Below are 22,794 nucleotides of genomic sequence, written 5' to 3' on the forward strand. Positions count from 1 at the left end.
TTATTATATAACGTTTTTAAACATGAGTAAACGATAATAGAGTTAATTATAATAGCCTAAGTTCAAAAATTTCTGTAATTTATCAGTAAGTCATGACCTCCAGTAAACTGGAGGCTTGTTCTAGCCCTGGAAGGGCATATTACTAACATAAGCCCCTCAAGGGGCGTCCGAAAGGTCTAACCAACGTTTTTCTTTTTCGGGCGACCCCTAAAGGGGTTTTTTTTTGCCTTTTACTTCTTGCTACCCGTAAACGGGTCTACAAATTCCCTTAAACTTATCTGATCTGTTATTTGATCTTGTTGTAACTGATTTCTAATGTAATTCTCTATCTGCTTCTTATTTCTTCCTACTGTATCTACAAAATATCCTCTTGACCAAAAGGTTCTGCTTCCATACTTATATTTTAAATTTGCGTGCCTATCAAATATCATCAAACTGCTTTTCCCCTTTAAATATCCCATAAAACTTGAAACACTATACTTTGGGGGAATACTCAACAATAAATGTATATGATCTGGACAAGCTTCTGCTTCTATAATTTCAACACCTTTATCCTCACACAGTTTTCTTAATATCCATCCTATATCTTTTTTCAATTCTCCATAAATTTCCATTCGACGATATTTTGGTGAAAATACTATATGATATTGACATCTCCACTTTGTATGTTCTAAACTTTGTATATCTTTATCTTTCATGATAAAGTCCTCCCTGTTATTTTTATGCGGTTGGCTAGACCTGCATTTATTATAACAGGGACTTTTTTTCGACTAAAGTCAAAACCTTCGATTCCGCCGGCTGAGCCGGTGGATTATTTTGAACAGTTATATAAAAATCTCCGTATCAACTGTAAAAAGCAGCTGATATGGAGATTCATCCCGCTGTTAGCGGCCGACTTAAAGATTAATAATTTATTCGATTGCAATATGTTTTGCCGTGTCCTGAGGCGTAACCTTTGGCAGACGTATATTTAAAATACCATCCTTAAATTCCGCCTTAACCTGACCTTCATCAATATTATCAATATAGAAAGAACGTGACATACTGCCACTCCGGCGTTCGCGACGAATATATTTCCCGTCGCTGTCCTTTTCTTCTTTATTATCACCAGTACTGGCCTGTATTGTTAAATATCCACTGTCATAACTTAAAGAAATGTCTTCCTTTTTTACACCAGGAAGTTCGGCAGACAATTCATAGGCATCATCCAAATCTTTTACATCCACTTTGAAAGAAGCAAAACCCGACATTGCAGTCTGCATCGGAGCAAATGCCGAATTAAAAAAAGGTTCATTAAAAATATCAAACACCCGCCCAAAACCATCATCTTTCTTGCTGACATTATTTTTTGTAAAAGGAACCAAACCAAACATTAGGAAAACCCCCTTAAATAATTTATTTATAATTTTATTTTTATAAGGCTCTCTGACTGCTATACCAATCTTCAATCCTTACAATTATTATTATACTCCAAAAAGTCAAAAAGTCAATAAGTCAAATTTATTTTTTTATTTTATATATCATTACCTATTGGCAATGGATATTTTTTTTGCTATTATATAAAGATATTGTAATTATGATAAGAACAGGTGATACTATGGATGTTAATTTGACACAATTGATTACTTTTCCTTCTTTTCGGAAAAATAAAATTATCCGTCTCTACAGCAATGCCGTCAGTGATCCTTACAACATAACGCTGCAGCATTCTTTCCTGTCTGCTCTGGTTCAGCAGAGTGAACAGCTGGGCCTTTCCGGTCAATTATTTTCCGCATACATAATTTATTTACTATCAGAAGGAAATAATTTAGCTGCTGCCAGCATCCGGCAGGGGAAGTTTCCCGATAAAAGTCTTCAGAAACTATTGAAAATTGATATGGAAGTTATTTATCCTTATTTAAAAATTGACTTATTGGGTGACAATAAAATCATTGATATAGTAAACGCCTATTCACCGGTGAAAACTTGTTCTAATGAACTTTACGCCTTATTATCTCAGGCATTGTCACAAACTCAGTCAGCTGAAGAGGCAACGCTTTGCCTGCTTGATCATTATAAGAAATTTGGCTCTGGTAAAATGGCCCATTATCGCGCTTTTTATTGGAATAATAACAGTGGCCTCAACGGTATTAAATACTTTGAGTCCATAAAAATGTCTGATTTAATAGGATATGATCGACAAAAACAAACACTTATTGATAATACAATTGCTTTTATTAAAAATAAACCTGCTAACAACGTTTTGCTTGTTGGTGCCCGCGGCACAGGAAAGTCTTCCGGTGTTAAAGCGTTAATCAATGAATATTATGAAAAAGGTCTGCGCCTCTTACAAATAACCCGGGATCAAATAAAATTACTGCCGGATATAATGGAACATCTGCGCCAATTGGCCGGTTATAAATTTATTGTTTTTCTTGATGACTTATCATTTAATGAAACAGAAACGGAATACAAATACCTGAAATCAGTTATTGAAGGAGGTATCTCATCAATTCCGTCCAATGTAGTATTATATGCCACATCAAACCGTCGACACCTTATCAAGGAAACCTGGAATGACCGGGAAGACACACAAGATGAATTGTATCGCAATGACAGTGTAAATGAATCAATATCATTATCCGATCGTTTTGGCATAATTATTGTATATGACGCCCCAAATCAAGATGAGTACCTGCAAATCATCGATAGTTATCTGCAAAAAACCGGCATCAAATTGGATAACAAACAGCTGCGTATTGAAGGCCTGCGCTGGGAACTGACTCATTCTGGCAGAAGCGGACGAGTGGCACGGCAATTTGTCAATTGGTATTTGGGCCAGTATAAATAATTTAGGGGTTATCCTCACTTCATATTCATGCTAAAATTAAATTATAGTTTCAAAATCAATAAAAGTGAGGATATAAAAATGTCAATACTAGTGTGTGGCGGAGCTGGCTATATTGGTTCGCATATGGTAGATAAGTTATTGAAAGAAAATGAAATTCCCATCGTAATAGATAATCTCAGGACCGGACATCGCCAGGCAATACCTGATAAGGTAAAATTTTATAATGGTGATATACGCGATGCTGTTATATTAGACAGGATATTTACAGAAAATGACATAGATGCCGTTATCCATTTTGCAGCCTGCTCATTAGTCGGTGAAAGTGTAGAAAAACCACTCTTGTATTTCAATAATAATATATATGGCATGCAGATATTACTTGAAGCCATGGTTAAACACCATATTGGCAAAATTGTCTTTTCTTCCTCTGCTGCAACTTATGGCGAACCTCAACGAATTCCAATAAAGGAAAGCGATCCCACAGAACCTACTAATCCATATGGTGAATCAAAACGCACCATGGAAAAAATGATGAAATGGGTAAATTCCGCACATGGTATCCGTTATATTTCTCTGCGTTATTTCAATGTAGCCGGAGCAGCAGAAGATGGTCATATTGGTGAAGCCCATACTCCGGAAAGCCACTTGGTTCCCATCATACTGCAAGTTCCTTTAAAAAAACGCGCTGCCATAACTATCTATGGCAGCGACTATCCGACAAAGGACGGTACCTGTATAAGAGACTATGTCCATGTGGTTGACTTGGCAGACGCTCACATGAAAGCTCTGAATTATCTGCGTCAAGGAAACTCTAGTGATATTTTTAATTTGGGCAGCGGCAATGGATTTTCTGTTAAAGAAATGATTGATTCAGCAAAAAAAGCCACCGGTCAGGATATCAAAGTTATAATTGGAAAAAGACGCGCCGGTGATCCGGCACGGCTTGTAGCATCCAGTGAAAAAGCAGAAAGAGTCCTTGGTTGGCAGCCTAAATATACATCTATGGAAGCTATCATAAGTACTGCCTGGAACTGGCATAAAACGCATCCCAACGGATTTAATGACTAAAACATGTCAATATAAGTCAGCAAAATCCACTTGTTGCAATGCCGGTTTAGAAGTAATCCCAGTCGTACATACTGCTATATGGTATTCGGTAAATTCATATTCAATAAATTGATACGGCAGTAGTTTATTTTCCTGATAGGCAGCTGCCCCATCAGCTAATATTTTTATAGCAAATGTGTCAAGCATACCAGCGATTCCCCTGCCTAAAGCTTTTATATAGCTTTCCTTTAATGTCCAAATGCGAAAAAATGCTTTCGTTTGTTTTTCCGTTGGCAATCCGATCAAATAATCATACTCATCAGTATGTAAAAAACGTTTTGCTAAATCCATATGACATATATTACTTTTTTGAATATCAGCACCAAGTTCATTTTTATCTACTGCACACAAAATATATTCACCGGAATGTGAAAGATTAAAATACAGCAATCCACTTCTTAAATACGGTTTTCCATAACCATTAGTATATATTTCAGCGTTTTCGCCATATATTTCATGTTTTTTTAAGATATAGTCAAGTAAAAGTCCGGCTCCGGCAGATTGCATACGAGTTTTTTCTGCCGTGCCGGACTTCAGCTTTTTCTGTCTTCTCTCAGGCAATAACTGTATTGCCCGGGAAAATAATTTACTGTTTTTTAAAATATTATTATCAGCTATATAAATTTCCATACTGCTATATCTCCAGCCTATAAATCAAGCATTTTGCTCAATGTAGGCGGCCAATAAATTCAAATAATCATTCGCAAAATTTTCTATACCGTCTTTATCACATTCTGCAGCCAAAGCAGGATCAAGCGGGATCTGCGCTGTTTCATGAATATTATAAAAACCAGCCAAAGATGCCACATTGCTTTCACCAAATATCTTGTGTTTTTCACCACAATTGGGACATTTGAAATAGGCCATATTTTCAACTATTCCTAATACAGGTTTATTCATCATTGAAGCCATCTTTACTGCTTTTTCAACTATCATTCCGACTAAATCCTGCGGTGAAGTCACGATCACAATACCATCTACCGGTAACGATTGAAATACGGTTAATGGAACATCACCAGTTCCTGGCGGCATGTCAACAAACATATAGTCAATGTCACCCCATACTACCTCGTTCCAGAATTGTTTAACGACGCCACTGATTATTGGCCCACGCCATACAACAGGATCAGTAGCATTCTCCAGCAGCAAGTTGACTGACATCAATTTTATACCTGTCTTAGTCGTAACCGGTAAAATTGTTCCCTTGGCATCGCAGGCAGCTTTTTTATCAATGCCAAAAGCTTTTGGTATTGAAGGTCCTGTAATATCAGCATCCAGCACCCCAACATTAAATCCCCGCCGCCGCATGATTACTGCCAGCATAGATGTGACAAGGGTCTTTCCTACACCGCCCTTACCGCTGACTACCGCGATGACTTTTTTTATGTGGGAATCAGGATTTCCCTTTTCCATAGGAATTTTTGTACGTTCCTGACAGTCTGAAGTTGCACAGCTGCCACAATCATGTGTACATTGTTCACTCATTTTTTTCATCCTTACAATAATTTTTTTAATACATGCATATTATAACATAAGCTTGCCTTATCAGTGAACGCATTATTCTGTAACAATATCTCATTAATCTTTTTGTTACTCAGCAGACAACATTATTTTCTGCATTCATTACGATGTTCATGTCTATTACATACCGAACCATCCGAAACCAGCTTACCTGCAATATATTGTTCAATAACTTCTTTCACAGTGCCCGTGACACCGGTAATAACTTTAATATCCTTTTGTTTGCAAATTTCAACAGCTCCCTGACCCATACCACCGGAAATTATTACCTGTACACCCATATCATTCAGGTATACCGGCAGGAAACCCGGTTTATGTCCAGGATTATCTATCAATTTGTTTTCTACAATCTTTCCATCATTTACATCAAAAATATTAAACGTGGAACAATGTCCAAAATGCTGGGCAACCATATCGTTTTCACATGCAATTGCTATTTTCATTTCATATGTCTCCTTACACAAACACTTTATTAACACACTATGTCAATAAAATTATCTATATAACACCTATTATAATGTAATTGTTATATTAATTTATGACATATGTCATTTATATGATAACATATTATTATCATATGTCAATAACATTTCAAAAACTAATTTTCACTTTGATCCCGCGAAGCTAATGCACATCTGTGTTTATGACATCTGCTGCATATACAAAAATTCTCCATGCCGTCACAAATCTCGTATTCTCCACCAGCTATTATTAATAGCTTTCCATTCACCAATGAATCGGCTAATTTTTGTCTTGCACCATTATATATTTTTTGTACAGTAGTCCGTGCTATTTTCATCTGTTTGGCACAATCTTCCTGTGTAAACATTTCTAAATCAATTAACCGTATTGTTTCATATTCATCAATGGTCATATTAATAGTATCTTTGGGTAATTTTCCCTCCATCAAAGGTCCGAATCTATTTTGTTTAGGTAAATAGCATACTTTTCTCCATTTTTTCGGTCTAGCCATATTTTCACCTCTGTATCTAGGTTATTGATACATATTTTCAGTCATTTCCGTTGCACAATGCACTGCTTCATTATAAAAATCGACCAATTTGCGTTCAGAAAAATGGTTCAATCCGCACCAGTCACGCACGCCATTCCATTCGCCTCGTTCATAGTGTATCACCATCCGCAGCAATTCTCCAATTGGATTTTTTTTATACAGCAATGCTTCTTTAATTTCGTCAGCAAGTCCCAATTCATTAACAACATGTTCCATCGGCTGATCCAAAATAACATCCGACAGTGACAACATCCCCACTAAAAAAGCTGTCTCACTATTCAACACCGGATTTTTCAACGCCGCCGCCACAATTTCACAAAGCTTAGCCCGTACAAGCAGCATAATAAATAATTCATTAGGTTTTTCTGCTGACAAATCCCTTAAACATATCAAATTGACCCAGTTACGCGTGCCATTGAGTCCCAGCAATGCAATAGCCTGCCTGATATTATGCACCTTATTACGAATACCAAGATAAGGTGAATTTATATATTTCAGCAGTTTATGAACCAATGATACATCTTGCTTTACTATTTCTTCTACAGATTGTATGTTAATATTAACACGATTAACCTCCCGCAGAAGTAAAAACTGTGATGCTAAATTCACATGAAAAGCTTTTTGTGAAATAATAACCGGTCTGCAAAAAAAATATCCCTGAAAATATTCATAACCCAATGATAAAGCCTGTTTATATTCTTCTTCAGTTTCTACTTTTTCTGCCAGTAATTTAACATGTGCCGGAATTATTTCGCGCATTTTTTGCCGTTCAGCCTCTGTATTAGTAATGATAAAATCAATCTTTATTATATCAGCTAAATCAATAAACGGCTGATATTTAGGATCAAAAACAAAATCATCCAACGCAAATTTATAGCCTTTTTCTCGTAAATGTTTACATATGTCAATCAATGATTTTGTCGGTTCTGTATTTTCCAATATTTCTATATAAACCATCCCTGGTGGCAATAATAATACATCACCATTTTTTATATTTTTTCCGGTAAAATTTACAAATACTTTTTTTCTGTTGGCTATTTTTTCTAGGCCAATAGTAACCATGCTGTTGTATAAGATGCTTTGGGTGGCATCATAGCCGTTAATTTTATCACTCATGGCATTTTTAAACCCATCACGAAACAACAGCTCATATGCCACTGTTTCTTTATTTATATTTAAAATCGGCTGTCGTGCCACATATACATCCATAAAACAATCATCCCTTCTTGTACCAAATAATTGACAGTAAATTATTATTGACGAATTCTTACCTGTTAATAATTATAATAAATTATTCCAAATAATGTAATACTTTTTCACAAAAATCATTACTTAATTTGTAAAAATCATTACTTAATTTAAAACAACTGCTATCTTTTATTGATAGCAGTTGTTTTAAATTAAGTGATATTTTACTGTAATACGGCTCCTGTACTGGCTGAAGTAGTCAGTTTAGCATACCGGGATAAATAACCTGTCTTAACTTTTGGTTCGGGTTTCACCCAGCCTGCCCGACGTTTTTCCATTTCGGCCGCATCTACCTCCAGTTCCAGTTTACGTCCCGGAATATCAATATTAATTATGTCGCCTTCCTTTATAAGCGCTATCGGTCCTCCTGCCATAGCTTCAGGTGAAACATGCCCGATACAGGCACCGCGCGTTGCCCCGGAAAATCTTCCATCAGTAATAAGTGCTACTTTCAATCCCATACCTGTAATAACAGCTGTCGGATTAAGCATCTCCCGCATTCCCGGACCACCCTTAGGGCCTTCATAACGAATAACAACTACATCACCATTTTTTATCTTTCTGCCGGTTATCGCAGCAATAGCTTCTTCTTCAGAATTAAACACCCTGGCCGTTCCCTTATAACACAGCATATCTTCAGTAACAGCGCTTTCTTTTACTACTGCATAATCCGGTGCCAGATTGCCTTTCAAAACCGCAATACCGCCGGTTTTACGATATGGCGCGTCAACTGTTTTTATGACATCCGGCCGTTTTATAGCAGCATTGCTGATTCTCTCACCAATTGTACCATCGACTGTCAGTGCATCTAAATGAATGAGATTTTTACGAGAAAGTTCTTTCATTACAGCACAAATCCCGCCGGCTTCATTAAGATCCTGCATATGATGCGTACCGCCAGGACTCAATTTTGTTATATATGGTGTATGGGCACTTATCTCATCAAACAAAGGTGTCGGCAGCGTAATACCTGCTTCATGAGCAATGGCCGTCAAATGAAGTACTGTATTGGACGAACCACCAATTCCCATATCGACAGTCATTGCATTTTCAAAAGCCTGTTTCGTCATGATATCACATGGTTTTATATCATTTTTTACCAGGTCGATTATCAGTTCACCGGCTCTTTTTGCCAAAAGGCGTCTCTGTCCAAAATAAGCTGCTGGGATTGTTCCATTTCCCGGCAATCCCATTCCTAATACTTCAGTCAAACAATTCATCGTATTAGCTGTAAAAAGACCGGAACAAGAACCACAGCCCGGACAAGCATCAGCTTCCAGCGAAGCCATTTCGGCTGCGTCCATTTTCCCTGCAGCAAATTTACCGGCAGCTTCAAAGGTCGTGCTGACGCTCACATTTTGTCCATTATGGCGACCGGCAAGCATCGGTCCGCCGCTTACTACAATACAGGGAATATTAAGGCGCGCCGCGGCCATCAGCATTCCAGGAACTATTTTATCGCAATTGGGAATTAAAACCAAACCATCAAAAGCATGTCCGGCAGCAACGGCCTCTATCGAATCAGCAATAAGTTCCCGGCTGGCTAAAGAATATTTCATTCCCTGATGCCCCATAGCTATACCATCACAAATACCAATTGCCGGAAATTCAACCGGCATGCCGCCTGCTGCTGCAACACCCAGTTTAGCCGCTTCAGCAATAGTCCGCAGATGAATATGTCCCGGAATTATTTCATTGAAAGCATTTACGATCCCAATCATCGGTTTTTTTAAGTCTTCCGGCCCATATCCCATGGCATAGAACAGTGCACGATGTGCCGAACGTTCCGGTCCTTTTTTTGCTAAATCACTTTTCATTTTTATAACTTCCCTTCAATAATTAAATATTACCTTATCACGCATGGATCGTTGTTTTTCCAGCAGCTGCCGCATTACCTTTATTTACAATGTTTTTTGTTCGCGCCGCCAGAATATTAGCCAATAAAGAGCCAGAGATATTATGCCATACACTAAATATAGCACCCGGTATAGCCGCCGCTGCACCAAAATGCATAAGTGCCAGCGATGTAGCCAAGCCCGAATTTTGCATTCCTACTTCAAATAACACTGCCTTACGTTTTGGCATATCAAATCCGGCAATTTTGGCCGCCGTGTATCCCAACAAATAACCACAGATATTATGTATTATTACAATACCGATAATCAAAAGCCCTGTCTGGATAATTTTTTGCGCACTGGCAGATACCACCGCCCCGACTATAAGCATAATAGCAAGCACGGATATCAATGGCAGCACCTTAACCGCTTTTTGCACAAAACGGTCAAAAAATCTATTAACTACAATTCCTAATGTTATCGGTAACACAACTACCTGAAAAATTGAAATAAACATCGCTTCCAATGATATAGATACCCATGCTCCAACCAAATACCAAGTAAGCAATGGAGTAATAAATGGTGCCAGCACCGTCGTCGTTATTCCAATAGCAACAGACAACGCTACATCACCTTTAGCAAGAAAACACATCACATTGGATGATGTTCCGCTTGGACATGTTCCTACCAGAATAACGCCTACTGCCAGTTCAGGCGGCAGCCCGAAAGCCTTAGCCAATCCCCATGCCAAAGCCGGCATTATTGTAAAATGTGCTGCCGAACCGATAAACACATCACGCGGTCTTGTAAACACAAGCGCAAAATCTTTCCAGCGCAGAGTCATCCCCATACCAAACATGACGATTCCCAGCAAATAAGTTACATATTTAGTAGCCCAAGTAAAAGACCATGGCTGCAGCAATGCTATTATTGCAATCAACAAAACAAGTGCTGCCATATATTTAGTTATAAAACCACTGACATTATCAAAAATCTTCATTACTCTTCTCCTTCAATTTCTATTGACTATATCCGCATATTATTGTTGAATTTAACCACTGTCCTTTTACTTTTCAGCACAACTGACAACTATAATTTCCACAACAAAAATCCGCCCCTTAAAAATAAAGGGACGGATTTTCCGTGTTACCACCCAACTTCATTCGTTAGTTTACAACGAATGCTCTCACAGCGCACCAACATACGCTTTTCCTGTAACGGGGAATACCGTCTCCACTTACTCTTTTCAGCGTTGCTTTTCAGAGATGATTTTCCACAAAAACCTGCCTATCGATTTTCACCGCCCATCGACTCTCTATAAAACAAGATAAATGTGTACTCTTTCTCTTCATAAAATTTATTATCGTCATATTATATTGTAATTTTGTAATTGTTAAGTGCTGTGACATTTATTCTATTATTTTAAAAATAATTTGTCAAGTAATATTATATATTTACCGAATAATTCATACCTGAACGCACCATAATCAATCAAACAATTCCCCGCAAAATTGCAAAACAGACGATCCCTTTATTAAAATATTTAATTATCATAAAAATAATTTATTTCAATACCATAATGGTTTTTATCTTAGCCATTTTATTCACTGCACTCAGCAGAGCTTTCACCGAAGCCGTTATAATATCAGTATCCATTCCCGCTCCCCAGGAAGTATTATCATCTTCGTCAGCTATACCAATATAAGCCATAGCTCTTGAAGTGGAACCTATTTCCATAGCGTGCTCACTATAAATCAAATTACTGTATCTTATTCCCAGCTGTTCTTGCAAAGCATTGCTTACTGCATCCAACCGTCCGTTACCGCGAGCCGGCAGCACTTTTTCCTGTCCGTTAACATATAAATGCAAATGCCCATCCCGCATGCCATCTGCTGTTTTATTCAATTTAAAATCTATCAAAGATAAGGGATTTTCAATATTGACATAGGCTTCTTGAAAAATGTTATAAATTTCATCCGGTAAAAGTTCCTTATGCTTATGATCAGAAACACTTTTGACACAGTATCCAAAATCCTCCCGCATCTTTTTAGGCATATCAAGGCCATATTTTTGTTCCATAATATATGCGACACCGCCCTTACCCGATTGGCTATTGATTCTGATAACATCACCATCGTACTCCCTGCCAATATCCTTAGGATCAATAAGCAAATACGGTACAGTCCAATGTTCTGGTTTTTCTTCTTCCCGCCATTTCATTCCTTTGGCAATAGCATCCTGGTGCGAACCAGAAAATGCCGCAAAAACGAGACTTCCTGAATAGGGTTGGCGTTCATATACATGCATACGCGTAACATTTTCATACATACTGATTATCTCGGGCATATTACTGAAATCAAGTTTGGGATCAACACCAAGAGCATACATATTCATAGCGATAGTAACCACATCTGCATTACCGGTGCGTTCTCCGTTACCAAAAAGTGTGCCTTCAATACGATCAGCTCCAGCCAGTAACCCCATTTCTGAATCAGCTACTCCTGTACCCCGGTCATTATGCGGATGCAATGACAAAACAACATTATCACGATAACTTAAATTCTGTGACATATAGGCGATTTGTGCTGCATATATATGCGGCATTGACATCTGCACAGTAGATGGCAGATTGATAATTGCTTTCCTGTCAGAATTTGGCTGCCAAATATCAAGAACCGCATTGCAAACCTCGCAAGCGTAGTCCACCTCGGTTCCGGTAAAACTTTCCGGTGAATATTCAAACCGATATTTTTCCCCGGCTTCTGCGGTTAACTCTTTGAGCATAACGGCCCCATCAACAGCAATTTTTTTGATATCTTCCCGTGATTTCTTAAAAACCTGTTCGCGCTGAGCGACTGAAGTAGAATTATAAACATGAACAATCGCATTTTTTACACCATCGAGTGCGGCAAAAGTTCTTTTTATTATATGTTCTCTTGACTGCGTTAATACCTGCACAGTAACATCATCAGGGATCAAATCTTTTTCAACTAAAGTTCGCAAAAAAGCATATTCAGTCTCAGAAGCCGCCGGAAATCCGACCTCAATTTCCTTGAAACCAATCTTTACCAGCATCTTATAAAATTCTATTTTTTCATCAATACTCATCGGAATAACAAGTGACTGATTACCGTCCCGCAAATCAACACTGCACCACACCGGTGCTTTAGCAGGATATTCTTTCCTGGTCCAGCTCATATCCACTATTGGTGGTATGAAATAATTTTTAGTATACTTCCTGCTGCTCATATCATACATGGCAAATTCCTCCTGTTTATTTTTGAAAAATGTCTCAACCAGATAACCAGTCAATTGCATTACCGATTTTTACCGTGTTTTAAGCTGCCTAATATAATAAATTTTTTGGATACCACAATTATTATACATTTGTAACTTAACAGGCATGTTATTTTACAAACAAAAAAGCCTTTCGTCTCTTACAAAGAGACGAAAGGCTAAGCTTTCGCGGTACCACTCTAATTTACATTGCTAAGCAGCAATATACACTTTTACAGATACGTATTGTTTTAATTTAAAACAATATTATATCGTTCCGTTTTAACGGCCGGATCCCGTCTGCGCCTACTTTTAACATTTCAGCGAGCTGCTTCAAGGTGAGTTCATACTTGGTCGAACTATTGCTTTTCATCAAACCGCAATTCTCTGTGAGTTCTAATAAATACTACTATTCCTCTGCAACGCATTTTTCGTATGTCTTATACAATATCATATAGTAAAGTAAATTGCAAGTGTTTTGTATACAGTTTTACATTTTATTTATTTGATAATATTATCAAACGATGTCATAATATTTAATTTTTTTACAGCAGGCTTTATATAATTGCAATGCATTGCATTGCAATTATATCTGTCTTGTCATATGTAAAATTATCTGCTATACTGCATTTAATATCTGTTACTCAGATAAATAAAAAACTGCCACTTTTAATATTTTGACAGACAATAGGAGAAAATTAATGGTTGACCACGAAAAATTATTGAAATTAAAACGAGAGCAAGATGCCGTTATTTTGGCGCATTATTACGCCTGCCCGGCAGTACAGGATATAGCTGATTATGTCGGTGATTCTTTTTATTTAAGTAAAATTGCTGCCAAAATAAAATGTCGCACTATAGTTTTTGCCGGTGTAAAATTTATGGGAGAATGCGCCAAAATACTCAATCCGCAAAAAATTGTCCTAATGCCGGATGCACGGGCCGATTGTTTCATGGCCCATATGATTGATAATAATTTTATTCGGGAAAGCAGAAAAAGATACACTGATTTAGCCGTAGTATGTTATGTCAACTCAACGACTGAGACCAAAGCCTGCTCAGATGTCTGCGTAACATCGGCCAATGCCGTAACCGTTGTCAGTAAACTGCCTAATAAAAATATTTTATTTATTCCTGATAAAAATTTAGGACATTATGTAGCCCGGCATCTGCCAGATAAAAACTTTATTTTCAACGACGGTTTTTGTCCAATCCATGAGCATATAGATGTACAGGAAATAAACAGATTAAAAAAAGAACATCCATCAGTTAAAGTTTTGGTTCATCCCGAATGCAATGCCGCGATAATAAAAATAGCCGATTATATTGGTTCCACAAGCGGGATTATTAAATTTGCCGCTGAAAATACCGATCGTGAATTCATCATTGCCACTGAAATCGGTATAAAGCACCGGCTTGAACAGACCAGTCCCAGCAAAAAATACTATTTCCCCGACACAACACCCAAATGTCTCAATATGAAACTTAATACTTTGGAAAATGTCTTGTCTGTCTTAAAAACTGGTAAAAATGCTATAACAGTTCCGACAGAGTTGGCGGTATCTGCTCGGAAAGCACTGACAAAAATGTTAGAATTGGCCTAAGCTGAAAGGAATAACAAATGGAAAATTACAATTACGATATCATTATTGTTGGCTGCGGAGTTGGCGGTTTGTATACCGCACTCAATCTTCCCCATGACAAAAACATACTTATAATAACAAAATCCGATATTCAAAGCAGTGATTCCATGCTGGCTCAGGGTGGTATTTGTGTATTACACGATGCAAATGATTACGATGCTTATTTTGAAGATACTATGCGGGCCGGACATTATGAAAACCGCAAGGAAAGTGTTGCCATAATGATTCGTTCCAGCCGCAGTATCATTGACAATCTATTAGATTTAGGCGTACGTTTTGCCAAAAATCCCGACGGGTCTTTACAATACACTAAAGAAGGTGCCCATTCACGCCCGCGCATTTGCTTTCATGAAGATGTCACCGGTAAAGAAATCACTACCACACTGCTGCGGCATGTGCAAAATTTGTCTAACATAACAATGATGGAATATACAACAATGACTGATATTACAACCTGCAATAACATTTGTACCGGCATAAAAATGGCCTTGCCTGATAATCAGGAAATACTTGTTGCTGCACCATTTGTCGTTATGGCTACCGGAGGTATCGGTGGACTTTATGAACATTCCACCAATTTTCCACATCTGACAGGTGACAGCTGTCGTATTGCCAAAAAACATGGCATCGAACTAGAACATATGGACTATGTACAAATACATCCGACAAGTCTTTACACACAAACACCAGGACGCAGTTTTCTGATATCAGAATCGGCACGCGGGGAAAATGCTGTCCTATTAAACAATCATCAGAATCGTTTTGTCAATGAATTATTGCCGCGAGATGTAGTTTCTAATGCTATCTACGCTGAAATGAAAAAAGAAAATTCCAAACATGTCTGGATGTCCTTTGAAAAAGTTCCGGATGACGTTATTTTAAATCATTTTCCACATATTTATGAAAAGTGTAAAGAAGAAGGTTACAATATTTTACAAGAGCCCATTCCCATAGTACCGGCACAGCATTATTTCATGGGAGGAATACACGTTGACAGCAATTCCGAAACAACTATGCCCAATCTTTTTGCCGTCGGTGAAACAAGCTGTAACGGCGTACACGGCAAAAACCGCCTGGCAAGCAACAGTCTGCTGGAAAGTCTTGTCTTCGCCAAACGAGCTGCAACAGAAATTACCGGAAGGATGTTATAGAAGGTGACAATATGAATACAGTAACGCTCCAATTAGTTGCGGACAAATATATAAAACTGGCTTTACAAGAGGATATAACTAATGATGACATTTCGACAAATTCCGTGATGCCGCATTATAAAAAAGGATCTGTGGAACTTATTTGCAAACAAACCGGTATAATCGCCGGATTAAAAACATTTGAACGTGTCTTTCAATTATTAGATCCAGCTACTGAAATAAAATTTTACACTAAAGATGGCAGCAAAGTATCATCAGGGGAAAGGCTTGCCGTGATAACCGGAGATGTACGAGTGCTGTTATCAGCTGAACGCACAGCCCTCAACTATTTACAGCGAATGAGTGGTATAGCAACTTATACAGCAAGAGTTGTCACATTATTAAAAAACTCTCCTACCAGACTTTTGGACACACGTAAAACTACACCGTGTATGCGTATTTTTGAAAAATATGCCGTCACTGTCGGCGGTGGTTTAAATCATCGCTACAATTTATCAGACGGCATATTGTTAAAAGACAATCACATCAATGCTGCCGGTGGTGTAAAACAGGCTATTGCGGCAGCAAAAAAATATGCTCCTTTTGTCCACAAAATAGAAGTAGAGACTGAAAATCTTGCTATGGTCAAAGATGCCGTTGAAGCAGGCGCCGACATTATAATGCTGGATAATATGTCAATAGAAAACATGAAAAAGGCAATAAAAATTATTGCCGGACGGGCACAAACCGAGTGTTCCGGCAACGTAACGAAAGAAAACATTGAAAAACTATTGTCAGTTGGTGTAGACTATATATCTAGTGGGGCATTGACTCACTCAGCACCAATATTGGATATAAGTATGAAAAATCTGCAGATACTTTAAGCGGTAACTGCTGGTTAAGCTATTTGAATGTTAAAGCGGGAGGGAGATTATGACCGGAGAAAAACGCCGTGAGCTTATCATAAATGCCATAAAAAACTCCAATGAACCTTTATCAGGAACTGCCTTAGGACGACTTGCCAATGTCAGCCGCCAAGTGGTTGTCCAGGACATTGCATTATTACGAGCACAAGATTATCCAATAACATCAACTAACCGCGGCTATATTTTCAGCGATACACATCGTTTTACTCAAATTTTTAAAGTTCATCACAGCAATGCACAAATTGCTGATGAACTATATACCATAGTGGACCAGGGCGGCACTATTATTGACGTCATCATAAATCACCGGGTATATGGCAAAATGCAGGCCAAACTGAACATCAAAAATCGCCGTGACGTAAATAATTTCTTAAATGATATAAAAGCAGGCAAATCCACACCATTGATGAATATAACTGCCGGTTATCATTTTCATACAGTTTGTGCCGATTCTCCGGAAATTCTCAATGACATAAAACTGGCCCTGCAGAAAAAAAATTATCTGGCACAGGTTCTTCCCTACGAACAGCAGATATAACTTAACAATATATTTACCAGTTCCTTAATAATATAAGTTTAGTATATTTTTATTGACAACATATTAATGTCGTGATAATATATCCATTAATCGATAACGCATATCTGGCTGATCAAAAAAATTGAAGGCTAAGTGCAGTATTTTTACTGTGCTTGGCCTTTTTTATTTATTCATGAAAGGAGCTGATAGTTTGGATTGGGCATTTATGCAAAAGGTTATTCCAATGTACGCAGCTGCTGTTACATTAACTTTACGACTGGTTATCATTGGTATAGTTTTAGCAACAATAACCGGCCTTGCTGTCAGTGTGATTCGCTACAAAAAAGTCTTTTTATTATCTCAATTGTCCGCAGCATATGTGCAGCTTTTCCGCAACACTCCTCTTTTAGTACAGCTGTTTTTCCTTTATTTTGGTTTACCCAAACTGGGAATTCACATTTCCAGCGAGGCCTGTGCTATTATCGGACTCACCTTGTTGGGCGGCAGTTATATGGCCGAAGCTTTTCGTGCCGGTCTCAGTTCAATATCACCATCTCAGATAGAATCAGCCCAGGCATTAGGTTTTTCTCCTATACAGATAATGCGTTATATCGTTATACCTCAGGCACTTGCCGTTTCCATCCCACCGCTGTGTGCCAATGTTATCTTTCTCATCAAGGAAACTTCCGTATTCAGCGTGGTTGCTCTGGCCGACCTTATTTATGTCGCCAAAGATTTAATTGGTTTATATTATAAGACTGATGAAGCTTTATTACTCCTTGTAGCGGCATATCTCATTATACTCCTACCAATTTCTCTTATGGCAGCGGTATTGGAAAGGAGAATCCGCTATGCAGGATTTGGGGATTCGTGTACTTTTTGATGGGGAAAATGGTGTCCGTCTTTTATTGGGATTAATAGTTACTTTAAAACTATCGGTTATAACTATTATTGCATCCTGTTTACTGGGCACACTAATGGGACTATTGATGACACTGCGCAATCCAATCATTCATACTATCACACGTGTTTATCTTGAATTTATCCGCATTATGCCACAGCTTGTCCTTTTATTCGTGACTTACTTCGGATTGACCCGGGCTGTTGGCATAAATTTATCAGGTTTTACCGCGGCAGTCATTGTATTTATACTTTGGGGAACTGCCGAGATGGGTGATCTCGTACGCGGTGCTTTTATTTCTATTCCAAAAAATCAATTTGAAAGCGGCACTGCCCTGGGGTTCAGTAAATTGCAGCTCTACAGATTCATCATACTTCCCCAGGCACTGAGGCAAATAATACCGCCGGCGATGAATCTGGCCACACGCATGATCATGACTACTTCATTAGTGGTATTGATTGGCGTAGTCGAGATGCTTAAAACCGGCCAGCAGATAATTGAAGCAAATCGTTATACGGCACCATCAGCAGCTTTATGGATATATGGTACAATATTTTTTCTATATTTTCTTTCCTGCTGGCCACTGACAATACTTGCACAACATTTGGAAAAAAAATGGGAGAAATAATATGGAACAAGAAATATTGCTAAAAATAGAGCACCTGCAAAAAGCATATGACAACCATACTATATTAAAAGATATCTCTATGGAAATAAAAAAAGGTGAAGTCATCGTGATAGTAGGTCCTTCCGGCTGTGGTAAATCAACTTTTCTCCGCTGCATCAATGGATTGGAAAAAATCAACCACGGCGCTGTTTATTTCAAAAATGACTGCATCAGCGATGAATCATTGCCGCGCTCACGAATCTGCCAGCAGATCGGTATGGTTTTTCAAAGCTATGAACTATTTAATCATCTGACGGTTATAGACAACATTACTCTGGCTGCACTACAAGTACAGCGACGAAAAAAATCCGAAGTACAGCAGACAGCACGCAAATTATTGACAAGAATAGGCTTGGCTGATAAGGAAAACTTCTATCCCCGCCAGTTATCCGGCGGACAAAAGCAGCGTATTGCCATGATCCGGGCACTTATATTGAATCCGGAGATAATGCTTTTCGACGAAGTTACTGCTTCTTTAGACCCTGAAATGGTTCGCGAAGTCCTTGACGTAATAATAGGATTGGTACGGCAGGGAATGACAATGCTGATTGTAACACACGAAATGTCTTTTGCCCATGCAATAGCTGATCGAATTTTTTTCTTTGACGATGGTGAAATTGTCGAGGAAAATACCCCGGAACAATTTTTCACTCAACCTTCAACGACCCGGGCCAAACAATTTTTAAACAGTTTCGAATTTAATTCTGTAAAATAATCGCAGAAAAAGGAAGAGGTAATTGAAATGAGTCTTAAAAAAATCCATTTACTGTTTTTAGCAGCCATTATTATGACAGCAGCTGTATTCATCAGTGGCTGCGCAAGCAGCCCAGATACCTCCCAGCAGCAAAACAGCACTTCTCCGACTGCTTTTCGTTCACTTGACGACATTAAAAAAAGTGGTGAAATAACCATCGGTGTATTCAGTGATAAAGCTCCGTTTGGTTACATAGACCAAAATGGTGAATACCAAGGCTACGATATCTATTATGGTAACCGATTGGCCAAAGATCTGGGTGTAAAAGTCAAATATGTATCTGTAGAACCGGCAAATCGCGTAGAATATTTAAAAACCGGCAAAGTCGATGTCATTCTTGCCAACTTTACCGTCACACCTGAACGTGCTGAACAGGTAGACTTTGCCCTGCCATATATGAAGGTTGCATTAGGCGTTGTTTCTCCGGATGGCGCACTTATTACAAGTCCTGACCAATTGAAGGGAAAAACGTTGATCGTCGCCAAAGGAACAACAGCCGAAACATATTTTTCCAAAAACTATCCTGATATAAAACTTTTGAAGTTTGACCAATATACCGAAACTTACAATGCTCTTCTCGACGGCCGCGGTGATGCTTTTTCCACCGATAACACAGAAGTCCTGGCATGGGCTTTAAAAAACAAAGGTTTTACCGTCGGCATTACCTCACTGGGAAATATTGATACCATCGCTCCGGCAGTCCAGAAGGGTAACAAGGAATTATTAAATTTCATCAATGATGATATCAAGAAATTAGCTTCTGAAAACTTTTTCCATAAAGATTATGAAGAAACATTAAAACCTGTTTATGGCAGTGCCGTCAATCCTGAAGATTTGGTTGTCGAAGGTGGTGCAGTAAACAATAAATAATTTTCCCCTGTAGACAACTGTTATCCATTATAATTGTATATGTTAACTCTTATTACGAGAGGCTGAGGGACTGGCCCGATGACGCCCGGCAACCGGCAATAATAATGCAAGGTGCCAATTCCTGCAGGTATAACCTGAAAAATGAGAGACTAAGGCAGGTTCTTTCATTTTTGAAAGAACCTTTTTTTATTATAAGGAGGTCCACAATTATGCATTTAGAATCAAAAATCGTTCATATTGGTGTCAATACCGACCCGCAGACTGGTTCTATCAGCACACCAATCTATAACACGGCATCTTTTGCTCATCCAGCTTTAGGCCAAAGTACCGGCTATGATTACACCAGGAGTAAAAATCCGACGCGTCAAGTAGCAGAAGACGGGCTGGCTTCATTAGAAAACGGTACAGCAGGTTTTGTTTTTCCGTCGGGTATGGCTGCGATAGCAGCCGTTTTGTTACTATATAAACCTGGTGACCATATTTTGCTCACAGATGATTGTTATGGAGGTACATATCGCATATTTCAAAATATTTTTGCCAAATTCTCCATAGATTTTTCAACAGTTGATACAACCTCCTTATCTGCAATCGAATCAAGCATAACCCCCAGCACCAAAGCCATATTTATCGAAACTCCAACTAATCCACTGATGAAAATAGCGGACATTGCCGCTATTGCCAAACTTTGCCGATGTAACAACATGCAGCTCATTGTCGACAATACCTTCCTAACTCCCTATTTCCAAAGGCCCTTAGACTTAGGTGCAGACATTGTAATCCACAGCGGTACTAAGTATTTGGCCGGACACAATGATCTGCTCTGCGGAGTTGTAATTGTACACGGTGAACAGTTGTCCGAAAAAGTGAAATTTATCCAAAATGCTGCCGGCAGTATTTTAAGTCCTTTTGACAGCTGGCTGCTGATTCGCGGTTTAAAAACGTTGGCATTGCGGATGCAGAGGCATAATGATAATGCCAAAAAAATTGCTGCCTGGCTGCAAAATCAAAAACATATTACACAAGTTTATTATCCGGGGCTGCCCACTCATCCCGGTAAAACAATTCATGATAAACAAGCCTCCGGCTATGGCGGAATAATTTCTTTTGCTGTTGACAATGCAGCTCTCGTACCGCAAATACTAAACAAAGTAACTTTTATCCAATTTGCCGAAAGTCTGGGTGGTGTAGAAAGCTTGATTACATTTCCGGCACGCCAAACTCATATGGATATCCCCGAAGCAGTACGAGAGAAGCTTGGTATTACTGATAAATTACTGCGATTATCCGTCGGCATTGAATCTAGCGAAGATATTATTGCCGATTTGAAACAAGCCCTGCAATAAAGATATATTTTAAAACAAAGGAGCATACATATGATAAATTTTGATGAAATTATTGACAGAAAGAACAACTTTTCTGCCAAATACGATGAACTGACCGAAAAATTCGGCAGGAATGATCTTGTTCCCTTGTGGATTGCCGATATGGACTTTAAAACAGCTGCCCCCATCAGTGAAGCACTGCAAAAAAGAGCCATGCAGGGAATATTTGGTTATACTTCAAGACCGCAAACATATTTTAATACGGTAGGCAGCTGGTTGATGCAAAGACATGACTGGTCAGCAGATCCAAAGCTTATGCTTCATACTCCGGGTGTAGTCACCGCACTAAGCTTGCTTATACGAACCTTAACCTGTCCAGGCGATAAAATAATTATCCAGCCACCGGTATATTATCCTTTTTTCGATGTAATAGAAAAAAACCATCGTATTTTAGTAGAAAATCCTTTAAAAAATATTGCCGGACATTATGAAATGGATTACGAACAGCTGGAAGAAAAAGCTAAAGCCGGTGCCAAACTGTTACTTTTATGCAGTCCGCACAATCCTGTCGGACGAGTATGGAAAAAAGATGAGTTAATAAAACTCGGCAACATCTGCCTGAAATACAATATACTGATAATTGCCGATGAAATTCATTGTGATATAACTTTCAATTCCCATAAACATATACCTTTAGCCAGTATATCAGAACAATTTCGCCAAAACACCGTCACCTGTTTATCCCCAAGCAAAACTTTTAATTTAGCCGGATTACAGGCATCAATAGTGGTCTTCCCTAATGCTGGATTAAAAAATACTTTTGCTAAAGTACTGGATACTCTCGATTTACAGCGCAATAACTGTTTCAGCCTCATAGCCGTCGAAGCAGCTTACCAATATGGCACCAAGTGGCTTGAAACCGCATTAAATTATATCGAAAACAATTTCAAGTTCATTAATGAATTTTGTGCTAAATACATTCCCGCTGTCAAACCCAATTATCCTGAAGGGACATACCTTGTTCTGCTGGATTGCCGAAAATTAGGGCTAGACAAAAAGCAATTGCACAATTTTATGGTAAATAAAGCACATTTGGCTTTGGATGATGGCTGCTGGTTCAGCAATTCACTGTCACAATATGTTCGTCTCAACGCTGCCTGTCCAAAACCAATATTAAAAAAAGCATTGTATCAATTAGCGGATGCCGCACAACAGTTGAATTTGTAGGCAAACTA

At 38.4% G+C, this 22,794-nt stretch carries 22 protein-coding genes, 1 riboswitch and 2 other annotated features; of the genes, 12 read left to right on the forward strand and 10 right to left on the reverse strand.

Going from position 1 to position 22,794, the window contains the following annotated elements:
* Positions 1-230: 230 nt before the first annotated feature.
* Entirely contained in the window at positions 231-698 is a 468-nt protein-coding gene (gene tnpA, locus F8M42_RS11400; RefSeq protein ID WP_182186775.1) for an IS200/IS605 family transposase, read from the reverse strand.
* A gap of 213 nt (positions 699-911) precedes the next feature.
* Positions 912-1,373, reverse strand: a complete 462-nt coding sequence (locus F8M42_RS11405; RefSeq protein ID WP_182186776.1) for an Hsp20/alpha crystallin family protein — start codon at positions 1,371-1,373, stop codon at positions 912-914.
* 203 nt (positions 1,374-1,576) lie between these two features.
* Here F8M42_RS11405 and F8M42_RS11410 point away from each other — a divergent pair, with 203 nt between their 5' ends.
* Together F8M42_RS11410 and galE are read left to right on the forward strand one after the other, a co-directional pair.
* Positions 1,577-2,830, forward strand: coding sequence for an ATP-binding protein (locus F8M42_RS11410; RefSeq protein ID WP_229711344.1), 1,254 nt, complete (start codon positions 1,577-1,579; stop codon positions 2,828-2,830).
* Between the two features lie 78 nt (positions 2,831-2,908).
* The gene (gene galE / locus F8M42_RS11415; RefSeq protein ID WP_182186777.1) at positions 2,909-3,898 is read left to right on the forward strand and encodes a UDP-glucose 4-epimerase GalE; all 990 of its coding nucleotides are present in this window, start codon (positions 2,909-2,911) and stop codon (positions 3,896-3,898) included.
* 6 nt (positions 3,899-3,904) lie between these two features.
* Here the strand turns inward: galE and F8M42_RS11420 are convergent, their stop codons facing one another.
* The 8 genes from F8M42_RS11420 to F8M42_RS11455 form a co-directional block, all read right to left on the reverse strand.
* Positions 3,905-4,567 carry a 4'-phosphopantetheinyl transferase family protein gene (locus tag F8M42_RS11420; protein ID WP_182186778.1) on the reverse strand — a complete coding sequence of 221 codons (663 nt, stop codon included), beginning with the start codon at positions 4,565-4,567 and terminating at the stop codon, positions 3,905-3,907.
* 24 nt (positions 4,568-4,591) lie between these two features.
* Complete coding sequence (locus F8M42_RS11425; protein WP_182186779.1) at positions 4,592-5,422, reverse strand: Mrp/NBP35 family ATP-binding protein; 831 nt, start codon at positions 5,420-5,422, stop codon at positions 4,592-4,594.
* Positions 5,423-5,544: 122 nt separating this feature from the next.
* Positions 5,545-5,901, reverse strand: coding sequence for a NifB/NifX family molybdenum-iron cluster-binding protein (locus tag F8M42_RS11430; RefSeq protein WP_182186780.1), 357 nt, complete (start codon positions 5,899-5,901; stop codon positions 5,545-5,547).
* A 155-nt stretch (positions 5,902-6,056) separates the two neighbouring features.
* Positions 6,057-6,431 (reverse strand): DUF134 domain-containing protein, encoded by a 375-nt coding sequence (locus F8M42_RS11435; RefSeq protein WP_182186781.1) that lies wholly within the window; start codon positions 6,429-6,431, stop codon positions 6,057-6,059.
* 21 nt (positions 6,432-6,452) lie between these two features.
* Positions 6,453-7,679, reverse strand: coding sequence for an EAL and HDOD domain-containing protein (locus F8M42_RS11440; protein ID WP_182186782.1), 1,227 nt, complete (start codon positions 7,677-7,679; stop codon positions 6,453-6,455).
* A gap of 203 nt (positions 7,680-7,882) precedes the next feature.
* Positions 7,883-9,535 carry a dihydroxy-acid dehydratase gene (gene ilvD / locus F8M42_RS11445; protein ID WP_182186783.1) on the reverse strand — a complete coding sequence of 551 codons (1,653 nt, stop codon included), beginning with the start codon at positions 9,533-9,535 and terminating at the stop codon, positions 7,883-7,885.
* A gap of 37 nt (positions 9,536-9,572) precedes the next feature.
* A complete protein-coding gene (locus tag F8M42_RS11450; protein ID WP_182186784.1) occupies positions 9,573-10,553 on the reverse strand; it encodes a bile acid:sodium symporter family protein in 981 nt (326 codons plus the stop codon).
* Between the two features lie 125 nt (positions 10,554-10,678).
* Positions 10,679-10,914, reverse strand: a binding site (T-box leader).
* 202 nt (positions 10,915-11,116) lie between these two features.
* Positions 11,117-12,802 carry a 2-isopropylmalate synthase gene (locus tag F8M42_RS11455; protein ID WP_182188742.1) on the reverse strand — a complete coding sequence of 562 codons (1,686 nt, stop codon included), beginning with the start codon at positions 12,800-12,802 and terminating at the stop codon, positions 11,117-11,119.
* A gap of 191 nt (positions 12,803-12,993) precedes the next feature.
* Positions 12,994-13,261, reverse strand: a binding site (T-box leader).
* Between the two features lie 269 nt (positions 13,262-13,530).
* On the opposite strand from F8M42_RS11455, the gene nadA reads away from it, so the two are divergent.
* The 10 genes from nadA to F8M42_RS11505 all read left to right on the forward strand — a co-directional run bounded on the left by nadA (position 13,531) and on the right by F8M42_RS11505 (position 22,786).
* Complete coding sequence (nadA, locus tag F8M42_RS11460; RefSeq protein ID WP_182186785.1) at positions 13,531-14,433, forward strand: quinolinate synthase NadA; 903 nt, start codon at positions 13,531-13,533, stop codon at positions 14,431-14,433.
* A gap of 17 nt (positions 14,434-14,450) precedes the next feature.
* Positions 14,451-15,623 (forward strand): L-aspartate oxidase, encoded by a 1,173-nt coding sequence (locus F8M42_RS11465; protein ID WP_182186786.1) that lies wholly within the window; start codon positions 14,451-14,453, stop codon positions 15,621-15,623.
* A gap of 11 nt (positions 15,624-15,634) precedes the next feature.
* Entirely contained in the window at positions 15,635-16,486 is an 852-nt protein-coding gene (nadC, locus tag F8M42_RS11470) for a carboxylating nicotinate-nucleotide diphosphorylase (protein WP_182186787.1), read from the forward strand.
* A 49-nt stretch (positions 16,487-16,535) separates the two neighbouring features.
* Positions 16,536-17,066, forward strand: a complete 531-nt coding sequence (locus F8M42_RS11475) for a transcription repressor NadR (RefSeq protein WP_182186788.1) — start codon at positions 16,536-16,538, stop codon at positions 17,064-17,066.
* 190 nt (positions 17,067-17,256) lie between these two features.
* A complete protein-coding gene (locus tag F8M42_RS11480) occupies positions 17,257-17,928 on the forward strand; it encodes an amino acid ABC transporter permease (RefSeq protein ID WP_182186789.1) in 672 nt (223 codons plus the stop codon).
* The gene (locus F8M42_RS11485) at positions 17,897-18,574 is read left to right on the forward strand and encodes an amino acid ABC transporter permease (protein ID WP_182186790.1); all 678 of its coding nucleotides are present in this window, start codon (positions 17,897-17,899) and stop codon (positions 18,572-18,574) included. Before F8M42_RS11480 ends, F8M42_RS11485 begins: the two co-directional genes overlap by 32 nt.
* Before the next feature lies 1 nt (position 18,575).
* Entirely contained in the window at positions 18,576-19,328 is a 753-nt protein-coding gene (locus F8M42_RS11490; protein WP_196595559.1) for an amino acid ABC transporter ATP-binding protein, read from the forward strand.
* A gap of 27 nt (positions 19,329-19,355) precedes the next feature.
* Complete coding sequence (locus F8M42_RS11495; RefSeq protein WP_182186791.1) at positions 19,356-20,237, forward strand: cysteine ABC transporter substrate-binding protein; 882 nt, start codon at positions 19,356-19,358, stop codon at positions 20,235-20,237.
* A gap of 46 nt (positions 20,238-20,283) precedes the next feature.
* A riboswitch (SAM riboswitch) is annotated at positions 20,284-20,385 on the forward strand.
* Between the two features lie 61 nt (positions 20,386-20,446).
* Positions 20,447-21,580, forward strand: a complete 1,134-nt coding sequence (locus F8M42_RS11500) for a trans-sulfuration enzyme family protein (protein WP_182186792.1) — start codon at positions 20,447-20,449, stop codon at positions 21,578-21,580.
* Between the two features lie 30 nt (positions 21,581-21,610).
* Positions 21,611-22,786, forward strand: a complete 1,176-nt coding sequence (locus tag F8M42_RS11505; RefSeq protein ID WP_182186793.1) for a MalY/PatB family protein — start codon at positions 21,611-21,613, stop codon at positions 22,784-22,786.
* Positions 22,787-22,794: the final 8 nt, after the last annotated feature.

Origin of the sequence: Pectinatus frisingensis (assembly GCF_014076555.1) — a bacterium.
GTDB lineage: Bacteria > Bacillota > Negativicutes > Selenomonadales > Selenomonadaceae > Pectinatus > Pectinatus frisingensis.